Annotated in this window: 22 protein-coding genes; 5 read left to right on the forward strand and 17 right to left on the reverse strand. The window is 49.8% G+C overall.

The annotated features are described in order from the left end of the window. Positions 1-3: 3 nt before the first annotated feature. The 13 genes from S7335_RS29395 to S7335_RS23730 all read right to left on the reverse strand — a co-directional run bounded on the left by S7335_RS29395 (position 4) and on the right by S7335_RS23730 (position 14,436). Positions 4-2,274 carry a M23 family metallopeptidase gene (locus tag S7335_RS29395; protein WP_006458653.1) on the reverse strand — a complete coding sequence of 757 codons (2,271 nt, stop codon included), beginning with the start codon at positions 2,272-2,274 and terminating at the stop codon, positions 4-6. 17 nt (positions 2,275-2,291) lie between these two features. Further along, positions 2,292-2,933, reverse strand: coding sequence for a hypothetical protein (locus tag S7335_RS23675; RefSeq protein ID WP_006458637.1), 642 nt, complete (start codon positions 2,931-2,933; stop codon positions 2,292-2,294). A 1-nt stretch (position 2,934) separates the two neighbouring features. Then, positions 2,935-4,737 carry a hypothetical protein gene (locus tag S7335_RS23680; RefSeq protein WP_157620710.1) on the reverse strand — a complete coding sequence of 601 codons (1,803 nt, stop codon included), beginning with the start codon at positions 4,735-4,737 and terminating at the stop codon, positions 2,935-2,937. Between the two features lie 25 nt (positions 4,738-4,762). Continuing rightward, positions 4,763-5,503, reverse strand: coding sequence for a hypothetical protein (locus S7335_RS23685; RefSeq protein WP_006458522.1), 741 nt, complete (start codon positions 5,501-5,503; stop codon positions 4,763-4,765). After that, positions 5,500-5,886 (reverse strand): hypothetical protein, encoded by a 387-nt coding sequence (locus S7335_RS23690; RefSeq protein WP_038020034.1) that lies wholly within the window; start codon positions 5,884-5,886, stop codon positions 5,500-5,502. Before S7335_RS23690 ends, S7335_RS23685 begins: the two co-directional genes overlap by 4 nt. 30 nt (positions 5,887-5,916) lie before the next feature. Beyond that, positions 5,917-7,092 carry a hypothetical protein gene (locus S7335_RS23695; protein WP_006458504.1) on the reverse strand — a complete coding sequence of 392 codons (1,176 nt, stop codon included), beginning with the start codon at positions 7,090-7,092 and terminating at the stop codon, positions 5,917-5,919. Between the two features lie 15 nt (positions 7,093-7,107). After that, positions 7,108-8,355, reverse strand: coding sequence for a hypothetical protein (locus S7335_RS23700; protein WP_006458619.1), 1,248 nt, complete (start codon positions 8,353-8,355; stop codon positions 7,108-7,110). Next, entirely contained in the window at positions 8,348-11,140 is a 2,793-nt protein-coding gene (locus S7335_RS23705; RefSeq protein WP_006458535.1) for a hypothetical protein, read from the reverse strand. Before S7335_RS23705 ends, S7335_RS23700 begins: the two co-directional genes overlap by 8 nt. Further along, the gene (locus tag S7335_RS23710) at positions 11,140-11,436 is read right to left on the reverse strand and encodes a hypothetical protein (RefSeq protein WP_038020037.1); all 297 of its coding nucleotides are present in this window, start codon (positions 11,434-11,436) and stop codon (positions 11,140-11,142) included. Before S7335_RS23710 ends, S7335_RS23705 begins: the two co-directional genes overlap by 1 nt. Positions 11,437-11,486: 50 nt before the next feature. Further along, a complete protein-coding gene (locus tag S7335_RS23715; RefSeq protein WP_006458616.1) occupies positions 11,487-11,945 on the reverse strand; it encodes a hypothetical protein in 459 nt (152 codons plus the stop codon). Positions 11,946-12,325: 380 nt separating this feature from the next. After that, positions 12,326-12,562, reverse strand: coding sequence for a hypothetical protein (locus S7335_RS23720; RefSeq protein WP_038020040.1), 237 nt, complete (start codon positions 12,560-12,562; stop codon positions 12,326-12,328). Further along, positions 12,546-13,016, reverse strand: a complete 471-nt coding sequence (locus tag S7335_RS23725) for a hypothetical protein (protein WP_157620711.1) — start codon at positions 13,014-13,016, stop codon at positions 12,546-12,548. Before S7335_RS23725 ends, S7335_RS23720 begins: the two co-directional genes overlap by 17 nt. Positions 13,017-13,155: 139 nt before the next feature. Beyond that, a complete protein-coding gene (locus S7335_RS23730; RefSeq protein WP_006458507.1) occupies positions 13,156-14,436 on the reverse strand; it encodes an RNA-guided endonuclease TnpB family protein in 1,281 nt (426 codons plus the stop codon). A 28-nt stretch (positions 14,437-14,464) separates the two neighbouring features. Between S7335_RS23730 and tnpA the strand changes: the two genes are divergently transcribed. Beyond that, positions 14,465-14,869, forward strand: coding sequence for an IS200/IS605 family transposase (tnpA, locus tag S7335_RS23735; protein WP_006458627.1), 405 nt, complete (start codon positions 14,465-14,467; stop codon positions 14,867-14,869). Then, complete coding sequence (locus S7335_RS23740; protein ID WP_038020044.1) at positions 14,862-15,185, forward strand: hypothetical protein; 324 nt, start codon at positions 14,862-14,864, stop codon at positions 15,183-15,185. The genes tnpA and S7335_RS23740 overlap by 8 nt, the downstream gene beginning before the upstream one ends. On the opposite strand, the gene S7335_RS23745 is transcribed toward S7335_RS23740, so the two are convergent. After that, positions 15,173-17,020: a hypothetical protein gene (locus S7335_RS23745; protein ID WP_006458678.1), complete on the reverse strand. Its 1,848-nt coding sequence runs from the start codon at positions 17,018-17,020 to the stop codon at positions 15,173-15,175. The genes S7335_RS23740 and S7335_RS23745 overlap by 13 nt on opposite strands. A gap of 1,079 nt (positions 17,021-18,099) precedes the next feature. Here S7335_RS23745 and S7335_RS23750 point away from each other — a divergent pair. Continuing rightward, complete coding sequence (locus tag S7335_RS23750; protein ID WP_006458514.1) at positions 18,100-19,488, forward strand: helix-turn-helix domain-containing protein; 1,389 nt, start codon at positions 18,100-18,102, stop codon at positions 19,486-19,488. A 27-nt stretch (positions 19,489-19,515) separates the two neighbouring features. Here S7335_RS23750 and S7335_RS23755 read toward each other — a convergent pair whose 3' ends face one another. After that, the gene (locus S7335_RS23755; RefSeq protein WP_006458560.1) at positions 19,516-19,743 is read right to left on the reverse strand and encodes a hypothetical protein; all 228 of its coding nucleotides are present in this window, start codon (positions 19,741-19,743) and stop codon (positions 19,516-19,518) included. 193 nt (positions 19,744-19,936) lie between these two features. Between S7335_RS23755 and S7335_RS23760 the strand changes: the two genes are divergently transcribed. Then, positions 19,937-20,263, forward strand: a complete 327-nt coding sequence (locus S7335_RS23760; protein WP_006458652.1) for a DUF6788 family protein — start codon at positions 19,937-19,939, stop codon at positions 20,261-20,263. 73 nt (positions 20,264-20,336) lie between these two features. Continuing rightward, positions 20,337-21,122, forward strand: a complete 786-nt coding sequence (locus S7335_RS23765; RefSeq protein WP_038020046.1) for a PD-(D/E)XK nuclease family protein — start codon at positions 20,337-20,339, stop codon at positions 21,120-21,122. 144 nt (positions 21,123-21,266) lie between these two features. On the opposite strand, the gene S7335_RS23770 is transcribed toward S7335_RS23765, so the two are convergent. Beyond that, positions 21,267-21,542: a hypothetical protein gene (locus tag S7335_RS23770; RefSeq protein ID WP_006458491.1), complete on the reverse strand. Its 276-nt coding sequence runs from the start codon at positions 21,540-21,542 to the stop codon at positions 21,267-21,269. 6 nt (positions 21,543-21,548) lie between these two features. Continuing rightward, the gene (locus tag S7335_RS29630; protein ID WP_083785172.1) at positions 21,549-21,647 is read right to left on the reverse strand and encodes a helix-turn-helix domain-containing protein; all 99 of its coding nucleotides are present in this window, start codon (positions 21,645-21,647) and stop codon (positions 21,549-21,551) included. Positions 21,648-21,651 lie beyond the last annotated feature (4 nt).

Raw genomic sequence — 21,651 nt, forward strand, 5'->3', positions numbered from 1 at the left:
CCTCTACGGTTTTTTCAGGTTCGATGCTACTACGTTGTAGTCCGTATCGATGTCGGGATTAACTGGGCCTCCACCTACCCTATTTTCATAATGTAGATGTGGACCTGTTGAGCCACCTGTACTACCGACAAAACCAATTACCTGCCCTTGTGCAACAGAAGCACCCTCACCGACTACATAATCCTGCAAGTGAGCATAGTAGCTCTCCCTACCGTTGTCATGGTCGATGATAATGAGCTTGCCATAGCCGGAGGTCATGCTGCCGGATATTCTTGCATGAGAGACGATCCCTCCATCAGCAGCAACTACTTCAGCACCCATAGGCGCACCGATATCGTCGCCTGCGTGCATACGATTTTCTTTATAAATGGGGTGCCATTCCATTCCAAACTGTCTCCCGCCAGGTTTATATCCTGCTAGTGTTGGGTTGATGTATTTCCCTGTCGCTTTACAGACTGAATCTCCATTCTTAATTTTCTCTTTGTATGCGGTGACCAGCTTTCTCGAATAACCACCGTGCGAACCAGGTCGTGCGCCTTTGCCACCTGTATGTAGTTCGCCAACTCTAGCGATCAAAGCATCTCCTTCATGTCCCTCAGCCATCGCCTGTTTGATTAGCGTGGCTTGATCTGATTTGAATAGTTCATCTTGTTCATCAGGAGGAAATAGTCGCCTCATCTCAGCAACCGAGAGTGAAGCGCCACTATCGGCTTTCGCTAGGAATTCAGCGCCACCCTGTTTAGGCATGATGCGGGCGCGAACCTCTTCTCTATACGACATATATTGGTACTTTCCTAAGCCACGACCGCGCAGTCTTTGGCCGTGTCCACCTTTCCCACCATCGACATATCTACCAATCGAATCGTATTCATCGATATTGGATTCGATTGTTTTATATGCAGCTGCTAACGATTCATAATCAACGCCACCTGGCCCTTCACCACAAAGTCCACCACCATACCCATTAGGGCTACTGCCCCCGAGACCAGAGGGTGCGCCCGGTTTCATATCTTCCCATTCTCTAGGTGCTTTAATCGGCTGCGTAGAGCCGCCGAGACCGTCTTTCACACCTGTGAGAATCGTGGCCCCTTCATGTGTCGTGATCGGTAGAGGCACCTCCATAAAGTACGCCGTACAGCCAAGATCAATCGGAAAACGTTTACAGAAGCGAAACGCCAGCCCCCATTCCGCCGCACCAGTGGCTTCATCGGTCGATCTCACCTGAAAAGCAAACGTCGGGCCAAACGGCACTCGGTAGGCACCCGCTTCGTCGAACATTGCACCCAATACGCCGAAGCCATCCCTGATTCGGTGGGCATTGGTCATCCAATTAGCACCTGCCCAAGCGCCCTTAATAGGAGAGATATCAGAGTCATACAGCTCAATGTGAGCACAGCCACCGACACAAGCAATCGGTTCCCAACCTTCTTTTCCGTTAGTGCCGCCCGAGACTGGCTTCGGTGTCGGTTTGCCCGACGAGTACTCCTTGCTGCCGAAGCTAATATCTTGCTTGGCGATCGGAATTAGGCCACCGACTATCTCTAGGCCGGGATACTGACCAAACTGAAGCGTCGATAGACCCGGTACGTTAGATATCTCTTCATCCTCTGCTTCAGGCATATCACCTAGCGCAGTTGCATCGAGGTTAGGCACATCCGCGACTTGCAAATCGCCTAGCTCAGCACTCGATAGCGTTAGTTCACCAATCTCAGGATTATTCGCTAGATACTGCGAAAGTGTCTCTTCGGACCCACTACCACCGATGCGTTCAGCGAGTTCAGGCATATCAGCTAGTGAATAGTCGCCAAGGTAAGGAACATCGTTCACCAGTTCATTCAGCGTGAAGTCTTGTAGGAACGGAACATCTGCTAACTGATAGCCTTGAATATCGAAGCCGACTCCTTGAGCAATATCACCAAGCGAGAGTTCTTCAAGCCCTGCGCCCGTATACATGACATCGCCTAGCTTGATCACATCGCTCGGATACTCCCCGGCAAACCACTCCCGCGATAGGTTGTAGTTATTCTCATAGCCCTCCATTTGCGCGTCGTAGTTGTCTAAGCTCGTTTGCCCTTCGAGTTGAAAGACAACATCACGCTCGCTTAGCATGAAGCCATCACTCTCGAAAGCAGGTAAGTCGTCGAAAGATAGCTGACTGGCAAGTATTTCCAAACTATCGGAGACATCGGTAGATCCCTCCTGCGCGATCGCCGGACGACACCAGAGACACAGGACAACTATGAACGATAGGAGAAAGCAAAGGAATCGTTTCATCGATCAAGAAAAAGTGTTTAGGCACCGACGCTATCGATTAGGAGACCGTCGAGGACAGGCTGACCCGATAGCTGCATGAGATGGTTCCACTCAACCTCTGCTTGCTGCGCGGCTAGCCTTTGAGAAGTGCCTTCATCTACTAGCGTGAGAAATACGCCCACACGCTGTAGAAAAGCATTATCTTCACCGTGTTGTTCTATTGCCGCTGCATGTTCAGCACGGAGGGCTTCGATGTTGATATCTGCACCACCAGGAAGCTGTGCGGTCTGCGAGAGATTAGGATTTACGCTAGGTAGCGCGCTGACGGTGTTGTGAACAGGTTGGGTACCGAAGGAAACATCGAAGACAAAGCAGCCGCTAGCGGTACTCGCGAGCAAAGAGGTAGTCGCGGTATGGGGCATTCCTGGAAAAGCCTGCGCGTCTACTTCTGTGAGAATGAGCGCATGTGTTCCTTGTTCAGGAATCGGCTCAAGAATGAGTCTCGATACATCGAACACCTGCGCCTGATACACGGGTTCGTTAAATGTAATACTAGCGCCGTGACCGCGATTGACCACCACATTAGGCCCGCGAGTACAGGCGGCTTTTGCAGCGGTGGGTGCGAACATCAGCGCCGCTGCTGAAAGGGCGATCGCTACTTTCTCTAGTGTCAGCTGCATCCTATGACCTCCGTAAGTTAGCAAGCGGAATATAGTTGTTGAAGGTGAGTCGAAGTGAACGAGAGTCAAGCGTCCAAACGACAGGCTGGGCCGCGCTGCGCGATGCTCGAACAGCCGCGTTAGCCCTGGAGCGCTGCATTTGATTATCGATTACAGTCTCAGCCATCCCCCCGGCGATATCACCCGCCAAGCTGTCGTTGTCGCTGATGACGTTGCCAAGGCTATTCCCCAGAGATTCCATTAGGAACCCACCAACGTTCGGGCCAGTTCTCGCAGGACCGCCACTGGCATTAGCGGTGAGCACCGAGCCATCTTCGGAATGGACAATAATACTAGAGCGAGGAATTTGGATATCTCTGGCTTCACCAAAGAGACCAACTACCTGTAAATTGACCACGCCAGAACCAGGATCAATCCGCGCCCTGGCGAGCAGCTGCGTTCCTGCTGGGATAACAGCGCGGCCTCCTGCCATGATGTCTTCTGTTGTTTCTAGCAGCACTTCGGGCAACGGTGCGCCTTCCTGCCAGCTAAAGCCATAGGGAAGGTTCGCACCGATGCTAGTCCCTGGCATGATTGCCATTGGCGCAGCCGCGACAGGTGTTTCGACAGATGCGGCTACGACAGGTGTTTCGATAACCGTACGGCTAGCGGCTGTTGCTTCTTGCTCAGTGCTCTTCTCAGAAGACTTGAACCGTCTAGGATCAATAACAGCGGAATCTTTTGTATCGATTGGTTCAATGACTTTGGGTTCATCGGCTTTTGACTCTACAGGTGCCAGTGCGACTTCCGCTTCAGGTAACTCGCTAGAGGGTGTGACTTCCGCTTCAGATAAATCTGCTTCAGGTGGTGCGGCAGATAACACCAGCTCAGCATCCTGTTGGTAATCTAGGTCTTCGGCGCTAGGGGGTTGTTCGACAGGCGCAACGGGTGCAGGTGCTGAGGTTTCAAACGCAATCGTCTGCACGTAGTAGTCGTCAGTCGAATCAAACGGGTTAGACGCTTGGGTGTAGCTTGCTGCTTGTGTCGGGTGGCCGTTGGTCGGCGGAGGTGCGCCGTAGCTACCAAGTGCTTGCAGCTGCGCTCGGCGCTCGAACGGGTCAACCGGGGGCTGCTGTACGATAGGTCGGCTGGGTGCTGAGGTAGAAGAAGCCGCTGGAGACTGTCTCGGTAGGGCCGCTACCTGCGCAGGTCTAGCGGCAGGTCTCGGTGCAGGTGAAGCTGCTCTTACCCGTACTGCTGTGGGCGACGAGGTTCTAGCAGGAGCCGCTGTACGCGCCGTGGCTGTACTCGCAGGCTTAGTTGGGGTGGATGGCTTATTAGGAGCAGCTTGCGCGGCGGCCTGCGCCTGTTTCTGTTGACCAGCGGCATCGATAGCCTCAATATCAACCTGCTGCGTAGCAAAGGCTTTCTCTGCTCGCAACTCTTCTAGTTCTGCCTGCTGCGCCGCATATTCTTCAGCCGTAACGTAGGTGTTTTCTTCTTCGCCTTCTAGCTCGATTACATCGCTAGTTTCTGCGGTTTGGCTGCTGCTGTTAGACATGCCAAAGAAAAGCGCACCGAGCGGGAAGATAGTCAAACCTACTAATGCAGCCGAGAGCGCGGTCTTCGGGCCTACTCGCCTAGCAAACGGCTTTTTCTCCTCGACTTCGGCAAAGTCTGTTGCGGAGGCGATGGGGGTACTATCAGCGGGTTGACTGGCTGCGACCGGCTTATCTGAGAGGGCCGGTTGGTTGATCACAGGTGCGCCGTCGAGTAAGGCTGTGATATCGTTCAGCGTCGTCTCCTGATTACTAGGAAAAGTCATGATGTTGTCGTTGTTCGGCATGGGTTTAACCTTTTTTGAGAGCAGTAATTTCGTCAATCCGAATACCCGATTCGAGTAAACGATAGGTCGCTTGAGCAGCAGGGGAAGGATTCTGGTCGAGCGCGAGCATAGGTACCTCAGCCGCGACCAGCGACAGACGAACATTCGTCGGAATCAGCTCGCCAGATGGATTATCAGGTGTAGTGATTAAGCGAGAACCGATGACATCGACTTCCCAGCGGCCAGGGTTGATTTCTCTCGGCACTGAGATGCGATAGGGCATATAGAGAGAGCTGAGGTTACCACTCTGCGCTTCTGGGTTGTAGATATTCTCAACAAAGCCTTTCAGGTAAGCATCTCTGGTCTTATCGGTTAAGAGATAACTCGCCGTGACCGTTTGCTCGGGTAAGTTGTTGCCATCGTAGGAAACCGTTACGGTCTGGTGGTCAATCTGCGGCAAATTACCAAACGAATAGTTCAGCAGTGCCCATTCACGCGCAACCTTCTGTAGAAGCTGTGGGTCGCGGTAGGTGTAATCAACAGGTTTGGCAACAAAGGCACGTCCGCCCACCTGTTGTACCAGTGTAGGCGCTTGACGGTTAGCAATTCTAGAAACGCTAGCGGCTAGCCAGAACATCATTACAAAGGTGAAAACGTTGCTACAGATTAGACATAGAAAGATTACTTTGCTGCCAGTTGACTCATCTGCTGACTTCACCTCTGGCAGCAGCCGATTCAGTTTCTTGAGTCTTAGTTTGGCAGTCATTTCTTCTCCTCCCTCTCTTTTCTTAGTCCTTCGAGTACACGACTAGTAAGCACACCACTATCGCCATTCGCAAGTTCTATCGCTAGCATCTGTTCATAGATCTCAATCTTTCCGTCGATGTCGTCTAGTACGCCGTATACCTTTAGCAGGCACATGCGATAAGCGAACGAGTTACTAAACTTCTCTTCTATTTCAGTGCAGGTATCTAAGGCTTCTTGTCTTTCATCTAGCTCTGCGTGATACCGCGCTTTTCTCTGATAGTCATCTTCAACAAAAAGAAGAACGTCATCTGGATCTGGATCAGGCCCTGAGTTAAAAACAGCAGGCATCCCCATTACAAATAGGGCAACAAACCAAAAGGGAACAATAAACAATACTCTCATGCGTTTTCCTCACAACTACTTTTGACTTTACTATCGTCTGGGAACTGGCACTGGAATCATTGAAACCATCGCAGTTGCGCCCCCCGCCATTGCATGAACAAGGCGAGTACCTGCCCAGCTACCCATTCCCATTGCTAGTATGGGGGAAAGAACGCCCATAGAAATTAGAAGACCAGTGCTACCGAAATCGGTTGCTTGAATGAGCGATGCCACCGCCGCAATCGCACCAATTAGAATGTTGTAGCTCATCTTCATTAGAGCAAAGCCAACATAACCTGCACCCCAGATAAACAAAACTCTAGGTTGTAGCGGTGCCAGCGACGAGACTACCGCAACTGGGGCAAGCAAAGCAGTCAGATAGAAGCCCACATCAATGATTGTCATCATCGCGCTTTGAAAGCCCTTCATTAGTTGTTGGGTTATGGCCTGACCCGTTGTTTGGAAAGCGAAGTTAAGCAGTCCGAACGTCATATCGTTCATCCCGTTATTGGCTGTGATATCGATATCTTTAATTACCCTATCTAGACGCTTAATCAGACTTTCTAAACGTGCAAATCGAATCCCTAGAAATCGCTTATCATTTCTAATTTCTTCAAGAGACTCTTTTGCTTCTTCTGCACCATCTACGTAACACTTTTTTTGTTCTTCTCCCTCCTTAGCTTCACATTCGGCTAGGTTCGCTTGAATAGTGGCCTTTGCTTCTTCTGTTATCAACACATCGGTGAGCGCATCTTGCATGGTGACCGGACCCAGCTGAAACGATAGGATTTCTCTAGTCGATGCGTTGATGAAGTTTCTAGAACCGTGGCTGATCGTAGTGATTAGGCCGAAGTCGTTTGCCGATAGCATCAGGATCAATACCAGCCAAGCCACATGCTTGAACATCTCTTCATAGCGGTTAGAAACAAAGTCACGGGTAATAGGAATAAACAGCCAGAAGAAGGGAATAACAGCTATCTTTCGAGCGAAGTCAATGATGGCGTCATAACCGGGCGAATAGCCGTTTGTGAATGTTGTTTTCCATAGTTCATTAAGTCCTTCTTCACTTTTGATAGAGACTTCTAGCGCGTTGTCTAAAATAGAGGTAGGGCCTCCAGGCGCGTCCTGGGCAAAGACAGCCGATGCTGAGACAAACAGAATCAAGCCTGCGTAGAAGCAAGCGACTAAGTAGGATCTATATTTGACTTGTCTGTCGAATAACAGCATAGAATGAGTAAAAGGCTAAGGGGATACGAATAGAGAATCAGCGGGCGGTGCAGTTGCTGTGCTATCAGGTGTCGATTTCGCAGAAGCGACATCGGCTAGTCCTGGAATAATCATGGCTTCGTATGCAGAACCAGAAAGGGCAGCAGCGCGACTCGCCCGGTCTCTACGGTTTTGTTCATCGGCGGCTTCGCTACTATTGGCGGCAAGCTGAAGCTGAGCACTTTGTAGCCGCTGCATATTCCAAAGCGATTCGCTCATCAGTGCGTTCTGCTGCATCTCCTGCATCTGCAACGTCGCGGCCATACCGGAAATTTCAGCACTACGCCTGACAATCTCCTGGGTAGAGGTCGCATCAGTCGCTTCAGTAGACTTAGTGACAGCGCTCTGCGTGGTTTTTAACCCCGCCTGCATCATGTCGGAACTGTTGGAGATCTGTGCGCCTAACCACTTGTTCCCCGCTTCTGCCAGCATCGGCGCAGCCATCGCCCGTCCGAGCGTCTGATCATACGCATTCGCCCGGTCTCGTCTCAGTACAATTGGCGAACGAGTCAGAATGCCACCTTCTTTATTCTTAGAGTCGTTGCGGTCGATACTTTTATCTTTCTTATTGGGTAAGCGCACCTTGTAAGGATCTGGTGGTGTCGATTTCTTACCATCACCATCGATATCTTTCCAATCATCACCCAGCACAACTTCCATCATCTCCTCAAAGATTCTGTTCTCGCCTATCAGTACGCCGAAGACCGTTTCAAGAATGCCGCCCATATCGCCGTTCATGATGTCGTCGAAGATTTCAGGCACCGGGCCACTGCCTTTACCGAAGATGCTACCTAATCCGATATTGAATACATCACTTCCAGAAGACGGGAACTGTCCATTTTCTAAGCCAGAGAGATCGAAGATGCTACCTAGTTCGCCCATAGAACCGTTGCCAGCCATATCGCCAATAGCATCTCCGGCAATATCACCAACCGCACTTCCGGCCATATCCCCAATGGTGCTTCCAGCCATATCACCGACCACGCCGCCGACCGCATCGCCAGCCATACCGCCAACCGCATCACCGATCGCATCACCGCCAGCACTATCGCTACCGCCGCCGCTGCTATTGATGATGGCGGGAATGTTCGACTCGAATGGGTTCTCCGATTCAAGCGGTTGAATAGAAGCAAGCGCACTAGTTGCCGTAAATACGCTAGAGAGACAGGCACTGACTAGCGCTATCCTTTTGCTTTCTTGGGCGGTGAGAGTTGGGTTAAACATTGGCGTACATCGGTTGTTGAAGCTTTTCACGGTTGTTGTAGAGATAGTCAATGCGACCTGCTCTGAGTGCTTCGACGTAGATCTTGGTGAAGGCACTATGGGCCTGGTACTTGTTCTCAAAGCGGGCAGTCACCATATCCCTTAGCCAAATCTCTGACTTGTTGTTTGCCAGCGCTGCCAACCACTCCGGCGGTAGGTAGTGGTCGCAATGCACTAGCTTGGAATCGATATCGACTAGCCAGCTAGACGAGAGCGTTTGGGCGTTGGTGAAGAACTGTTCTGTCGTGTTGTCTTTGAGCACGGCGGGGTCATAGCCCAGCAGCTTCTCAAATTCTCTGGCGGCGTTGCGCGTAATCGCCCCGATAAAGCGTACTTTCAAGTTGTTGGTAATTTGAGAGGCAATAATCGAGTTGGTAATCGAGGCCGGGTCTTGCGAAATGATAACAGGCTTAATCCCAGCGGCCATCCCGTTCGAGCACATCATCCCGACGATGCGAGCGAGGGCTTCAAACTTCAGCAGAACGGGCGCTTCATCGACAATTGAGATACAGCTACGTAGCTCGAAGGCTTTGCGCAGCATAAAGGCTTGGGCGCTCAGCGCAATAATAGCCGCGTCGATATCATCGTTGACGCTATCGAGCGCAAACACCGTGAACTGCGCGTCTGGGTCAATCGTAGACGGGGCAGAAATCGCTTGGCCGACCCTAGAGTACAGCCAGGTACGCAGCTCTAGAATGATCAGCGCCGACGCTTCTTCGATAAACTGCTGGCCGACCGGCATATCGAAGTCGAACTGCTCGAAGAAGGCGAGAAAGTGATGCAGCGTTGGCATCTGCTGCCATTCAGGTGAACCTAACCCAGCGGCAAAAGCGGCTTTAAACGCGCCCTCATAGTGTTCAAAGAACGGAGTGATGGTCTGTACCAGCAGCGACCGGACACGCTTACCAATAGGAGCGTTGTCATTACCCATCACCATCATCGTGAGCGCGGTGACGCAGAAGTCGTAGTGCTGCTTCATCCGCCCCTGCCGGTCCGACTCTGCCAAACTCGCCATTTTGAACGGGTTTGGCGGCTGCAACAGATTGTTCTTCTCAGTGGCGACATCGACGTAGGCGCTCATCGAGCCAAACATCTTCGCCAGATACTTCAGACTATGGATGCCGCCTGGTTTGGGATAGTCGATAGCGAGGACATTAAGGCCACGCACTAGACCGTTGATGATGATATCCTCGGATACGCCAGTCTTGCCGCTGCGCGATTCACCGAAGGCCAGAATGCCTACGGTACGGGCGTAGATATCGACGTGGACAGGGACTCTTCCCTTCTTCGTAATGAACTCAATACCTGTCGCATCGCCGGTAAAGGGTTTGACCAACGGCATCAGCGCTGGCGCTTCATCGGATAGATAGACCTTGCGCCGATTGTCGTTGTAAAGCGCATCCATCGTCACCGGCAGCGAGTTTAGCCATAGCATCCAGGCCGCATCGGTCTCCGGCTTCCACTTGCTTTGGTTAAATTCTCCCTCGAACTCACGGAAGCCGTTCTTCAGCGCTTGCGTGGTGGGCCGGTGCAAGAAGGCGCAGAGCGAGATATTGATTGGCACTGCACCCGAATAGATCCGGCTCTGCGCGTCCATTGCTTCATCTAGGTGATGGCCCGCCTCAACGCTGACGTTGTTGCGCTTCGCCGCCATCGACTGACCCGCCATCGACTCTTTAGCGACTCGCTGCAAAGCAATCTTAGAAACCAGCTGCGGGCTGGGGGAGAGTTCGCAAAAGATCTCACAGTTGGGTATATTACAAACCGCTTCCCATAGAAATAGCAGCTGATGCTCTGGCGAGGTGAACGCCGCCGGTTTCTCTTCTAGGCCAATTGCACCAATTATCTCCTGACCGAGCTGAACGTAGCTACAACCGGCTCTAGGAACCTGTTCGCCAACGGCTAGAGAAAGCGGATCAACCTCGCTATGGTCTACATCCAGGTAGTCCTCATACAGAGAGGTTCCCTCCAGAACGAGATGATAGCCTAGCCCCGGTAGCTTCTGGTTAAACTCTGCTTTAGGATTGAAGGTCTTCCACAAATCTTCCCATAGCTCAGTTACCTTATGAGTTATGGTACGAAGGCCCATCGACGCCAGCAGCGACTTCAGCGGCAGGTAACCGTTGTTGAACGCATCGGTTAGCAGTGACTTGAGGAGTTCACCGGGGACCTGTTTCTGCTTGCCAAAGACTCTGTGGTAGTAAAATTCAGCGTTACCCAGGGCTTTCTCGATCAGGTTACGACCTTGGTTGTCGAACTCGCCTAGCTTGTATTCAGCAAAGACCGTAATGCGCTTATGCTGTCGTTTGCCCTGGTCGTTGATTAGCCGAATGTTTTTCGAGCGCGATGCCTGAAAGTACTGATGTTCAACGATATCAGTATTGTTGATCAGCTCTGAGATTTCTGCTTGCTTTGCCGAATCATCTGCTCTAGAGCTAAAGCGAAAGACTAAACGCTGTCCGCCGTAGAGTCGTTTTAGCGTTTGTTCTACCCGTCGCAGGGTGGCTTCTGCCTCACCGGGATAGAGCAGCGGATGAATGCCTCTCACCTCGAACGCATAGACAACAGAATATTCCCATAGCTTCGTTAGATTATTTCGCCTGCGATTGAGATAGCAGCCGACATCTTCGTCCTGCAACTGCTGACGACAGAATGCGAGAAAATCGCACTGGTCTTCAAACTTTTTCTGTTTGAAGACCTGCGCGTTACTAGGCTTTTTACCTGAAAGAGACTTTTTTAGCAGCATTACTCGCTTTCTAGAACACTAACGGCGGTGTATCGACCTCTTACCCACCGAGGCGGGGGAATCAATGAATAGGTAAAGCGAATCGGGTCTAGACCAACCACAAACAGCCAAGTCAGCGTGAGGAATATGCCCAGCAGCATCGACCCTCCCATCCCTAGCTCAAGGAACAGCGTCAGGGCGATGCTAATAGTAAAGGCCACCAACAGCACACACAGCAGCGGTATCGGTAAGAACAGAAAGCCGGGGAACCGACCGATGGCTTTATTCACCACAAGGTATAGAGCAGGGGTTTCCATTGTTTTTTGGCGCTAACCCTCACATAGAAGAGATGGGGATTGTTGACTGTTTAGGTTGCGAAGATAAGCTTGTCAGAGAATTCCAGGACCATAATGATGATGGCAATACCAAAGAACAACGTTAGACCACCAGCTAGCACCATGACATTCTGAGCAACACCGCCTGCAAGAACGGCAAGGGCACCCACCACGCCAAACGCCCATAATGCAAACGTCAGTGCGGAGATCATGTTAGTCGTCTCGTTTGTTCCGATGTATGTACCAATCCCATCCTTTGCTGCTTTTTTGGCTCCCTCAAATAAGGCAGCATCGGCGGGACTACCGTGCATTAGTAAAGAAATACCTAGCACCACTCCTAGAAACAGAAAGATATTTCTTATACCACCTACTGACGCGGTAAGACGGTTGAGTATCTGTTCTGTACTCTGCCCAGTATAAAGAGAGCTGGCGGTGACGATAACAGCGGTAGCGATCAACAGAATTGGCAGACCACCGGTTACTCCAACCATGATGGCGCCAACGCTAAGACCGACGAAAGACGCATTTTTTGAAAAAGACCTAGAACTAAAGGATTGACGTACCTGTGAAAGAGAACTCATGTGAGTAGCCCATATAGTTGTTCCGTGCCATAGATTGTGTACAAATTGTTCTTGAAAAGCAAATGCAAAATGTCTCACTTATGCGACATTTTGGTGAAAACTGATATTTTGTCCGTAACTACGTAAGAGAAGACTTTTTGGGTAACCGATATATTCCCTATGCAGATAGGGTTTCAAGGATTATTCTGCTTGAGGAAAAAATGCAAAAAATGTGTAAACAATTGTGTTGTATTGCCTGATTATTGTTGAATAAAAAGTCAACAATAACTCACGATAGCTTGTCTCTTTTCCTAGTTGCCATCTGCCGAGACAACAGACGATTCTTGCATTTTAGATGCGACCGCTTTCAAAATCTGGGCATAGTCTTCTTTGGAGTTCATGTTGATCTGGAAAACAGTCTGAGCCGTTAATCGAGTTGTGCCGACGCCCACAAAGACGTTGGACGACTTAGCCGCGAGCAAGAGATCAATCAGCTCGGCTCTCTCTTCAGGCGATAGATTCTCAGCCGCCTCAAACAGCTGCCGCACTTTGCTTTGTTTGCCGTTCTGTTCCTGCTGGCTGCTTTGGTCTATCATTGCTTTCTTCGTCAAGAGTAGGTTGGGCAAGTTGGTCGTTATCATCGTTGGGGGATGGTGAGATGACGGGTTGTTCTCTGGCTGCTTCACGCATGAGCTTACTGGCGATCGCGTTGAGGACACTCGCTATCTCTTCCTCGTCCAAATGCTCAATCACACGATTGAAGGCATGGATGCCGGACGGTCTGTTCTGCAAGTTCCTCGCGGCGATGATTTGCGAGACCCAGTACACGAAGGCTTCGTCATCGAGCGCCGAGACTAATCGCTCTAGATTATCAGTCTTGATCGACCGAGCGTCTCTGAAGCGCGAGATGACGCTGCGGTGGACTGACGACTGATTAGACAGGTTTGTGACTTTTAGTGAAAACTTCTTGATAGTATCGCTATACGCTAGTCCGAAATTCATAGGGGTAGATACTGAGGCTGAGATGTGATGTTTAAAAGAAGCTGACCACATACTACGGACAAATTACTCTCGTAAATGTAAATTTAAAAGAAGCATTAGTCTGTGCTTTACGAGTACGGTTGTTACTCTGAAATATGAACTACCCCGCCTCGCGGGAGAACGGGGTTTCCGTCCCTGCGTTTAGGAGTTTCTGACGCTTCACTGCCGCTAGTTGCTTCAGGCTTCCGCAGGAAGTAGAGCTAGCCGACTCTGCGTTTGAAGAGGCACATTCCGCACCCCTTGCCCAGATAAGGTTTACCTGAGCGGCGTTCGTATCACGATCTTCAACATGCTGACACTCAGGATTAGAACAAACATGTACTCTATCTTTGAGCGTCTTGGGTGTTAGTTCCCAACACTTCGCGCACCGCTGCGTAGGCTTCAGCTTTCGCGTTGGCGACTCGGTGTAGATGCCGCCACTCTCCGCCGACTTGTAAGCCAGCATCGAAGAGATAGAGGCAAACCCAACCGACAGAATAGACCGATTCAGCCCAGCTTTTTGCCGCTTGCGTTTGCTACCTTTCTTGGCCTTGCGCGTCATGTTTTTGACTGACAGTTGCTCACCAGCGATTAGGCTGTTACGGCTCACTATATCGCTAGTTAATTTGTGCATCCAATCAGTGCGCTGCCGCGTCACATGGCGTTGCAACTTGGCCACACGCTTCGCTGCTTTTTTCCATCTGTTCGATGCTGTGATGCCCTGCTTCCGGTTGGGTGCCCGCTTGCGCCGCTTCGCTTTGCTAGCCGCTACCACCGCCCGCTCACCCACAGCTATAAACGCAGGCTTACGCTCTTTACTGCCATCACTAAATGAAACGGTATCTTTGCAGCCTAAATCGATACCCACGGCACCAGGGCCAGTCGCGCGCTGTGGCTCGCATTGCACCGTGATAGAAGCAAACCACTTCCCCGCCCGATACAGAATCGTGCAAGTTGTTGGCGTCCCCCACGTCCTGGCCTGCCCACGCATTCGGATCTCTCCTAGATTCGTGAGCTTTAGCCGTCCGTGCTTGCCATCACTGAGCGCTTTCCATGACTGTTTGCACGGATACGTCCAGCCGCTATAGCGACGGATTGACTTGAACTTTGGATATCCACCCAGCCCCTTAAAGAATCGCTGGAAGGCAAAATCCACCCGCTTTAGCGTTGCTTGCAAAGCATGAGAACCCAACGCCTTGTACTCGGGCCATACTTCCTTAAAGGCAGGCAGACTGTTTTGCTGCTCGAAGTAGTCAACGCTATGGCTAAATTGCTTGTACTGCACTCGGCGGTTAGCCATAGCCGCGTTGTAGAGGTAGGCGTGGAGTCTACGCCATTCAAACAACTGCGCGGATTGGGCGGGTGTCGGGTAAAGCCTGAAGGTAGTGCGTCGTGTTAGCATACGTCAATTATACTACTCAGGCGCATAGATGAAAACTGCCTACAACAAGGGGAATCACTGCATATATAGCATTCAAGCGCATGCTTATTTTGTTACTAAGTGTAGGCGCAAAGTACTTACGCCTGCAATGTGCAGTCGTATTCAGGAAGTCTGTGCAAACGTCTTAGTTAAAAACCGTTGTACGTTGTTGGAGTTTGGCGGTGAGTCTGACCATGTTCACTTGTTAGTAGATATGCACCCTGACAACAATTGGTCTCATTTGTGTGGGTCGCTCAAGTCTGCCAGCAGCCGCATTGTTAGTCGTGAATTTGCCGCCGAGATAAAACCCTATATTCCAAAAGGATTATGGGGGAAACAGCTATATCTAAGGTCGGCTGGGGGAGCGCCCCTTTCAATGTTGCAACGCTATATCGAAAATCATGTTTATGGCTAAGTCCGCCATTGTTACCTTAGCCCGCTATCCTGCCCCGTCTTGCTTCGTTGAAGACGGGGATAGTCGCGTCTTAGTTCTCTCGGTCGAGGGTTCTACCTTATCCGCCATCTTTTTTCCTCAAGGGGACTCCAACTATAGTACAGCGTGTTTAGCGGTGAGAGGCGTCGAGCCGCAAGACCTACCGGAGAATCGGCTAGTGCTCGGCCTATGCGTAGCTTACAGGGCGGTGGCTTCGGCTGCTGCCGAGTTAAGAGTCTGTAAACAAGAATCTCCGACTATGCCCGTAGGGTTAGGGGGAGAGCATCAAAGTCTTTGAATAAGCGAACTCAGCCAGCACTGACGCTCAAAGGCTGTCAAATCTAAAATCAGCGACTTTTGATAGACTTCCTCAAGCTCAGCTCTCACTAACCAAGGAGATACATTCATTTGAACCAAGCATTCTGCAATCTGGGCCAGATCTAAAATAAGCTCCCTCAGCTCACAGTCACCATGAGATGCTAGCTCGCTGCGTCTTTCCGACGGCTGCTTCACTAGCCAATGACCTACCTCAATCAGCAAGATAGGCTCACCTGAGAGTAAAAACTCCTGCATTCTTTGTAATGTACGCCTATGGCTTGTGGTCGCAGTCTTATCAACCAGAGGAACGGAAGCTTCCTGCGCAGACCTTCGAGCTTTCTGAGCATCTGCTAGCTGCGTCCTAATCCGATCTCGAATCGCTTGAGCCGACTCAGCAGAATTATTACCCTCAGCTGACTCAGCCGATGTCTTCGGATCGCCTAAACCCTTACCTACAAGCTTATTACTATCATTTTGGGGTAATAAGCTTGTAGGAGTTCTGAGGGCGCTAGCACCCTCAGTGCAGGCGCCCTCAGTCTCCGTATTTTGAAGTTCGGACTCCGCGTAATTGTTCTCTGACTCTGCTGATAGCTCGATTGGATGCCATAGCTCGCGATAGCGATACAGTGAAGCGCCACCGATGTTGTATTTCAACAAGCTTTTGAATCTAGCTGTTGCTTTATCTGGCAAAGTGCCTTGCTCTAATAGGTCTTGAACGGCATTCGTAATCTTGGTCTGCGTTTCTTGTGCCTGCTGTTGGTTGTAATTCAGTTCGTTATCTACCTGATTAGATGCCGATAGCTCCTTGTACTTTCCCCTAGCTGTGCCGTAGGCAAAGTAGTGGCTATTTTCTATACACCTAGCCCATTCGGTTGCTCTCTCTTCAATCTCGTGCTGATGGCGACACCAGTCTTTGTATCCTGGTAACACTTTGGCTGTAGAGACGATTTTGTTGATAAGTGCTTTTCCTTCGAGTGGCTCTCCACCGTCTGTGATGTGGTTGAAGATAAATGATCGCATGGTGATGCGGCCCAGCAACCGATTAGTTTGACCGTACCCCGTCCAGCCCTCTTCTATTTCCGTGTTGAGATCACCTAAGAATTTGCTGGCATTGTTAGAAAGCTGGTAGCTAATTTGCTTAGCTTTCTTCAACAGCGTTTTGATCTTACGGCTGTTGAGTACGTTCCTTCTCTGACACGACTGCCACATGCGAACAAAATGTGTTGGTGAGTTATTAATTGGTTGCAGCTGTTTGTCTAGGATGTACGAACCCATTTGTAGCGGTAGCCGGTGGGCATTAAAAAGGCTCGGTGTCTTGTCTGTGGTGTAGGCTTTGGGGTTAGGAAATATTTCCAGCTGGCCAAGCTTTAGCTTGAAGCCCGAATTTTCTAATGCAATCGAAATCGCCTTGGCAAGTTTCCAAGAGTTGAAGGCTTTTGCTATCGGAAAATAGATGTGTAAACCATCGCTGTCACTTGACGTGCAGGCGATGTGATCGGTGATTCCTAGCGGTTCAAGTGCTGCGAACAAACGTGCTAGGGCGAGCGGTGCATTTCGGGGATGGTAAGGACTGTGGCGATCTATATCGATTAGATAATACTGGGTCTCGCTCTCAAAGCGAACGCCGTAGAGGTACTCTCCCTTGAGCAGATGCCTGTCTGATAATGGGTAGCGGCTTTCGGACTTCCAGTTTGGTCTTTCTTGTGGGTTTGGATGTGGCGCGTAGATAAAGTCATAGCGGTGTGGAAATAACGCAAGGAACTCTTCACCGCGTTCTTGAACATACTGAAAGGTGTTGGTTTTAGAGCAAACCATACTGAGCTGTTGTCAAAGTAAAAGATAGCTAGCTGCCCTAGTTCGTGGGAACTAAAAAGCCAACAACTCAGTTACATATAACAAAGCAAATGATTACAAATAGATTAGAAAAGCAGCTGTCATCAACAGCTTGTGTAATCGCTTTCTTCAGTTGGAGATAGGTTAGATACTTTCAAACCTACGACAACCAGTACAAAGCATAGGGCTAGTTGGGTCGAGGCTCTAGAGAAGTTCGGACCCAGGGTCTAGAATCTTTAGGCTCGGGTTCTAGAGAACAGTTGTAATCGAAAGTGCTTATAGGGGCCAACTCCCGATTACTCTCCCCGACATTCATCCTACGGATAGAACGCGGAGCTTCTTGTCGACTAGCTAAATGGAATAGGTCCGAGCACTAGAGAAACGGCGTAATCAGGTTCGGGTTCTAGAGCTTTCTGTAATCATTATGATCTATGTTTGGGTCTAGGCTCTAGAAAATTGATGTAATCGTAGGTGAGTTACTCTTTCTTTGTAATCATTTGGATAATCCTTTGGTCCTTGACACTAGAGAAACAATGTAATCAGATTCGGGTTCTAGAGCTTTTTGTAATCGCTTCTCTGCATTTTCGGGGTTAGGCACTAGAAAATTGATGTAATCACAGGCGTAATTGTCTATTTTTGTAATCATCTGGGCTTAGACATCATATAAAACTACGCAATTAGGACTGAGGTTTATGACTTTTTGTAATCGCTTCTCTATATTTTTGTGCAACGGATGCCAGAAAAGCCTTGCAATCAGGGATGATCCCAACCAAAAGTGCGCGAATTACTGGTCTTAGGTTCTAGATAGATCTGTAATCAGGCTTAGGGTTTAGATTCTTTTGTAATCAGGACTATAATCTCTGATGCTTTACGTCTGATTCTATACACACCGTAGCTTTTAGGAGTAGTGACAAGTCGATTCTTAAGTGCTACGTATGAACGCTACGTGAGGGAAAACAGAGAGATGCGTGTGACCACAGGGACTGTTTTGAGTGAGGAGCTATAATCTCCCACATCAATCGTGTTTATCTAGTCTAAGTAGCTAACCTAGGTCGTTAGATATGGGTCAGACAGTAGGTACCAAAGGTAAAGGCTCTAAAACCACCTCAGCTAGAAGGGAGGTATTTTCAAGGCAGAGCGATCCCCCCCAGTCGAGTCCAGATCTGTTTGAGGCAGGAGGGCTTACGAAAGTTTCACCCTCGCTTCCCATATGGGAGGCAAGTAATATTCTCACTCAGCGCAAGCAGCTGCCTTGGAAGACAGATCCTGACGGGAAGCTGATCTACAGCCGAGATGTCAATGATGGCGATGGGGTAATTTGCTTTCGAGTAGCTGATAACACAGAAGAAGAGAATCCTTCTACGTTAGCGGGTGCAGCTGCGCTGGCTGTAATCGATACCTTTGATACTCGCGCTGCATGTATGCATCTGATCTTTGCTGCCTACGCCTCGCAGATGGAGCGATCCTGGGAGCAGGAACTTGTAATTAGCGATCGGCAAATTGAAGCATATTTAGGATTACAAAAAAGGACTGATAAGAATCGGCAAGAGAAGCTGGCCTTAATCGAGGAGATAGTAAAGCAGCCTTGTAAGATAACAACTTTTATCTCCTGGCCAGGAGAAGCAAAGCGCAAGAAGTTTACGGTAGAAGAAGGTCGCTTGTGGCACTTACTGGGAACCCGCTACCATTATCAGCAGAATCTCTTTGGAGAAAAGCAAGTTACCGGAATGTCATTTGTTGTCAAAGCAGGGCTCTGGGCAAAGTATTTTCTCAACGAGGAAGACATGAAAGAGTCTACTTTGTCTAGTAGTAAAGGCGTTCTTTCTCAAGCTCTTCTAGAGAGTGTGATGAGTCTGTGGCAGCACAGAGCAGGTGCAGCTAGGCTGATGGTCTGGCTATTGTTTAAAGCTCAGCTGAGTCGGCTGTTTTCAATTCCTGTACGTACGCTAATGGAAGTCGCTTACGGTGCGCAAAGGGTAGAAGACGCGAAAGGCGATAACCAGCTCAGAAAAAAGCTGACAAATACCTGGGATGAAGATCTCCTGGCACTACATGATCGCGGTTGGCAGATTCACTTTGACGATGCGTCATACCCTGCTGACATCCAGCCTTCAGGCTTTGGCCGTTCACATAATCGTAGGCCAAGAGGCTTTTTCAATCAGTTGCTAGAAGCACACTTAGAGATAAGGCTTCCTGAAAATTGGGCGCTTGCTCAGCTAGAAGATGTGCAGGCGAGAGCTGCTGACAAAAGTGATAGCGTTCAGCTCTCGATAACTCGTCTAACGGGCACTGAGATAAAGACGATGCGAAAAGCTAAAGGATGGAGTCAGCGAAAGTTAGCCAGGATCACAGGTATCAGCCAAGGTTTGATCTCTATGATGGAAAACGGCGATCGCTCTGTTACCGATGCCAATGAGGCTCTTTTGAAGCAAACACTGGAATATATGTAGGAGCACTCCAACGACGCCTGTCAAACGTCAATCTTCTACAAAAGGCCAGCCTAACTCCTGTGCGATGTCTGCGGGCAGTTCACGCGCGATCGCCCGCCTGCAAACTTCTTGCCAGTCAGGTAAGTATTCAGAGACAGCCACCTTCATCGCTTCGGGCATCCGCAAAGACTTAATCGCTGAACAGGGTTGCGACCACTCGTGCTTCTGTTCAAAACTATAGTCGCTTATCTGTGGATTGCCGCCCGGTCTTGCCATACTGCTACTACTGTATACCAGTGTTATTCTATCGCGCCGACCTATGACTAGTAGCCATATGCAGCTATCTCTATAGTGAGTAGTACATGCTATACTTTTGTTAGTCATAAGACTTCACACCGCTTGCTGCTTTCTGTCTTATGTAACTACATTCTTTTCCGCAATTGCATTGGTTACATAAGATTTTTTCGTTATGGCTTCTAAGCGTGAGCGCCTTTATAAGCAGATACAGCGTCTATCGCTCGAAGAGAAGCAGGCGCTAAGAATGTGGTTGGATGAGCAGATTGCAGAGGATGAGAAGCCACCAAAGGTAAAGCCGAAGCAAGAAAGAGAAGTTATTGAAACGAAGCAGACAGGCAGAGTTACCTATCAGCTGGAACTAGTGAAGTGCGGCAAGGAAAAATGCCGATGTGTCACGGAAGGAGAGCTGCACGGACCTTACTGGTATGCCTACCGGAAGCAGGGACAAAAGCTGAAGAGTTGGTACATCGGGAAAGAACTGAAGCGCCTATCCGAATAAATCTTATGTAACTACATAGACATTAGTAGTTACATAAGATTTAAAACCATCACCAGCCAGTAAAATACGGGGTATGGCTTATCCCCTTTCCGCCACCAAGCTCAAGTCGTACGCTCGTTGCCCGCAGGCATACTACTTCCGCTATGAGTGCGGTTTGAAAGCGCGCAGTGCGTTTGCCTCAGCTGCACTGGGTACCGCTCTACACGCGGCACTCGCACAGTTCTATCAGGACTGGCACTACCAGGAACCGCTACCGTCCGATGCGTGGTTGCAGCAGTGCTGGGAGAACAACAACGCTGGTCTGACTGATAAGCAGCTAGCAGACAGTTGGCAGCTTATGCAGCAGTACTACGAGCGTGAGCTAGTTCCTGTAGGAACAATGCAGCGACCGCTGGCGACAGAAGGACGGCTACAGGGAACGTTGCAAGCAAACGACATCGAGTTCAAGCTAGTCGGTCGCTACGACCGCATCGATTTCGTTGATGGTGGACTAGAGCTGATTGACTACAAAAGTGCGAAGTCACCGCAGCTACCGTCTGCTAACGAGATAGACCTACAGCTTGGACTATACTATCTAGCGCTAGAGCAACGCTATGGACAATCGCTCAAGCAGATGACGTTGTTGTTTCTTCGGACAGGCGATCGCGTCAGCTATGAAGCCACCGAAGTACATAAGCAGCAGGTGCAGACGGTCATCGGTGAGCTAGCCCGAGGGTTGAGAGAAGAGGAGGGGTGGCAGGCGCGGTGTGGTCAGCAATGCCGAAGCTGTGGGTATGCGCGATACTGTCCGGCAGTTCAGCCAGAAGCAGAGCCTGTAGTTGCATTGCCGCGAAAGCTACAGCTATGCCTGAGTTTATAGGCGATCACGGTTTCTGCTTCTGGCTATCTTATGTAACTTCTGAGCTTTTGAAAAAGAGTGAAGTTACATAAGATATGCAAGGCTTCCAGACAGCGATTGTAAGTTGCGTCGGATTTCTGTCTACTAGTTGTTTTTCTTAGTCTGCTAGTCCGTTCCTTCTAAATTGTCGATACGTCCTGCAATGCCACGCAACTCTGGAAGCATCCGATCAAATCGCTCGTCTGAGCGCTGTCGGTCTGCGATCGCCGCGCTTCGTAAAACTTCAAACCGCTGATTGGTCTCGTCAATTTTGTCAGTCAGTTGAGCGATTGCTGTTGTATTCAGTTGCGCTGCGTTAAGCACGTTTTCCGAGAGTGTAATCAGGTCGGCAATGTTGGCTGTATTAATCTGCTGCTGTGCTGCTAGTTCTTCGTTAGTCATAGCTAGTTACCCAATTGGGTCGTCTTTAATTTCAATTAGCTCACCAGGCGTACAGCCGAGTACTCGGCAGATTGCCTCTATCCGGCTGGGGGCGATGCGCGGCATGGTT

This window comes from Synechococcus sp. PCC 7335 (genome assembly GCF_000155595.1).
Lineage (GTDB): Bacteria > Cyanobacteriota > Cyanobacteriia > Phormidesmidales > Phormidesmidaceae > Phormidesmis.

What these genes read in the sequence shown, in the direction of transcription:
- S7335_RS29395 (WP_006458653.1), bottom strand. Translation starts at nt 2,274, where the DNA reads ATGAAACGATTCCTTTGCTTTCTCCTATCGTTCATAGTTGTCCTGTGT.
- S7335_RS23675 (WP_006458637.1), bottom strand. Translation starts at nt 2,933, where the DNA reads ATGCAGCTGACACTAGAGAAAGTAGCGATCGCCCTTTCAGCAGCGGCG.
- S7335_RS23680 (WP_157620710.1), bottom strand. Translation starts at nt 4,737, where the DNA reads ATGACTTTTCCTAGTAATCAGGAGACGACGCTGAACGATATCACAGCC.
- S7335_RS23685 (WP_006458522.1), bottom strand. Translation starts at nt 5,503, where the DNA reads ATGACTGCCAAACTAAGACTCAAGAAACTGAATCGGCTGCTGCCAGAG.
- S7335_RS23690 (WP_038020034.1), bottom strand. Translation starts at nt 5,886, where the DNA reads ATGAGAGTATTGTTTATTGTTCCCTTTTGGTTTGTTGCCCTATTTGTA.
- S7335_RS23695 (WP_006458504.1), bottom strand. Translation starts at nt 7,092, where the DNA reads ATGCTGTTATTCGACAGACAAGTCAAATATAGATCCTACTTAGTCGCT.
- S7335_RS23700 (WP_006458619.1), bottom strand. Translation starts at nt 8,355, where the DNA reads ATGTTTAACCCAACTCTCACCGCCCAAGAAAGCAAAAGGATAGCGCTA.
- S7335_RS23705 (WP_006458535.1), bottom strand. Translation starts at nt 11,140, where the DNA reads ATGCTGCTAAAAAAGTCTCTTTCAGGTAAAAAGCCTAGTAACGCGCAG.
- S7335_RS23710 (WP_038020037.1), bottom strand. Translation starts at nt 11,436, where the DNA reads ATGGAAACCCCTGCTCTATACCTTGTGGTGAATAAAGCCATCGGTCGG.
- S7335_RS23715 (WP_006458616.1), bottom strand. Translation starts at nt 11,945, where the DNA reads ATGGTTGGAGTAACCGGTGGTCTGCCAATTCTGTTGATCGCTACCGCT.
- S7335_RS23725 (WP_157620711.1), bottom strand. Translation starts at nt 13,016, where the DNA reads ATGAATTTCGGACTAGCGTATAGCGATACTATCAAGAAGTTTTCACTA.
- S7335_RS23730 (WP_006458507.1), bottom strand. Translation starts at nt 14,436, where the DNA reads ATGCTAACACGACGCACTACCTTCAGGCTTTACCCGACACCCGCCCAA.
- tnpA (WP_006458627.1), top strand. Translation starts at nt 14,465, where the DNA reads ATGAAAACTGCCTACAACAAGGGGAATCACTGCATATATAGCATTCAA.
- S7335_RS23740 (WP_038020044.1), top strand. Translation starts at nt 14,862, where the DNA reads ATGGCTAAGTCCGCCATTGTTACCTTAGCCCGCTATCCTGCCCCGTCT.
- S7335_RS23745 (WP_006458678.1), bottom strand. Translation starts at nt 17,020, where the DNA reads ATGGTTTGCTCTAAAACCAACACCTTTCAGTATGTTCAAGAACGCGGT.
- S7335_RS23750 (WP_006458514.1), top strand. Translation starts at nt 18,100, where the DNA reads ATGGGTCAGACAGTAGGTACCAAAGGTAAAGGCTCTAAAACCACCTCA.
- S7335_RS23755 (WP_006458560.1), bottom strand. Translation starts at nt 19,743, where the DNA reads ATGGCAAGACCGGGCGGCAATCCACAGATAAGCGACTATAGTTTTGAA.
- S7335_RS23760 (WP_006458652.1), top strand. Translation starts at nt 19,937, where the DNA reads ATGGCTTCTAAGCGTGAGCGCCTTTATAAGCAGATACAGCGTCTATCG.
- S7335_RS23765 (WP_038020046.1), top strand. Translation starts at nt 20,337, where the DNA reads ATGGCTTATCCCCTTTCCGCCACCAAGCTCAAGTCGTACGCTCGTTGC.
- S7335_RS23770 (WP_006458491.1), bottom strand. Translation starts at nt 21,542, where the DNA reads ATGACTAACGAAGAACTAGCAGCACAGCAGCAGATTAATACAGCCAAC.
- S7335_RS29630 (WP_083785172.1), bottom strand. Translation starts at nt 21,647, where the DNA reads ATGCCGCGCATCGCCCCCAGCCGGATAGAGGCAATCTGCCGAGTACTC.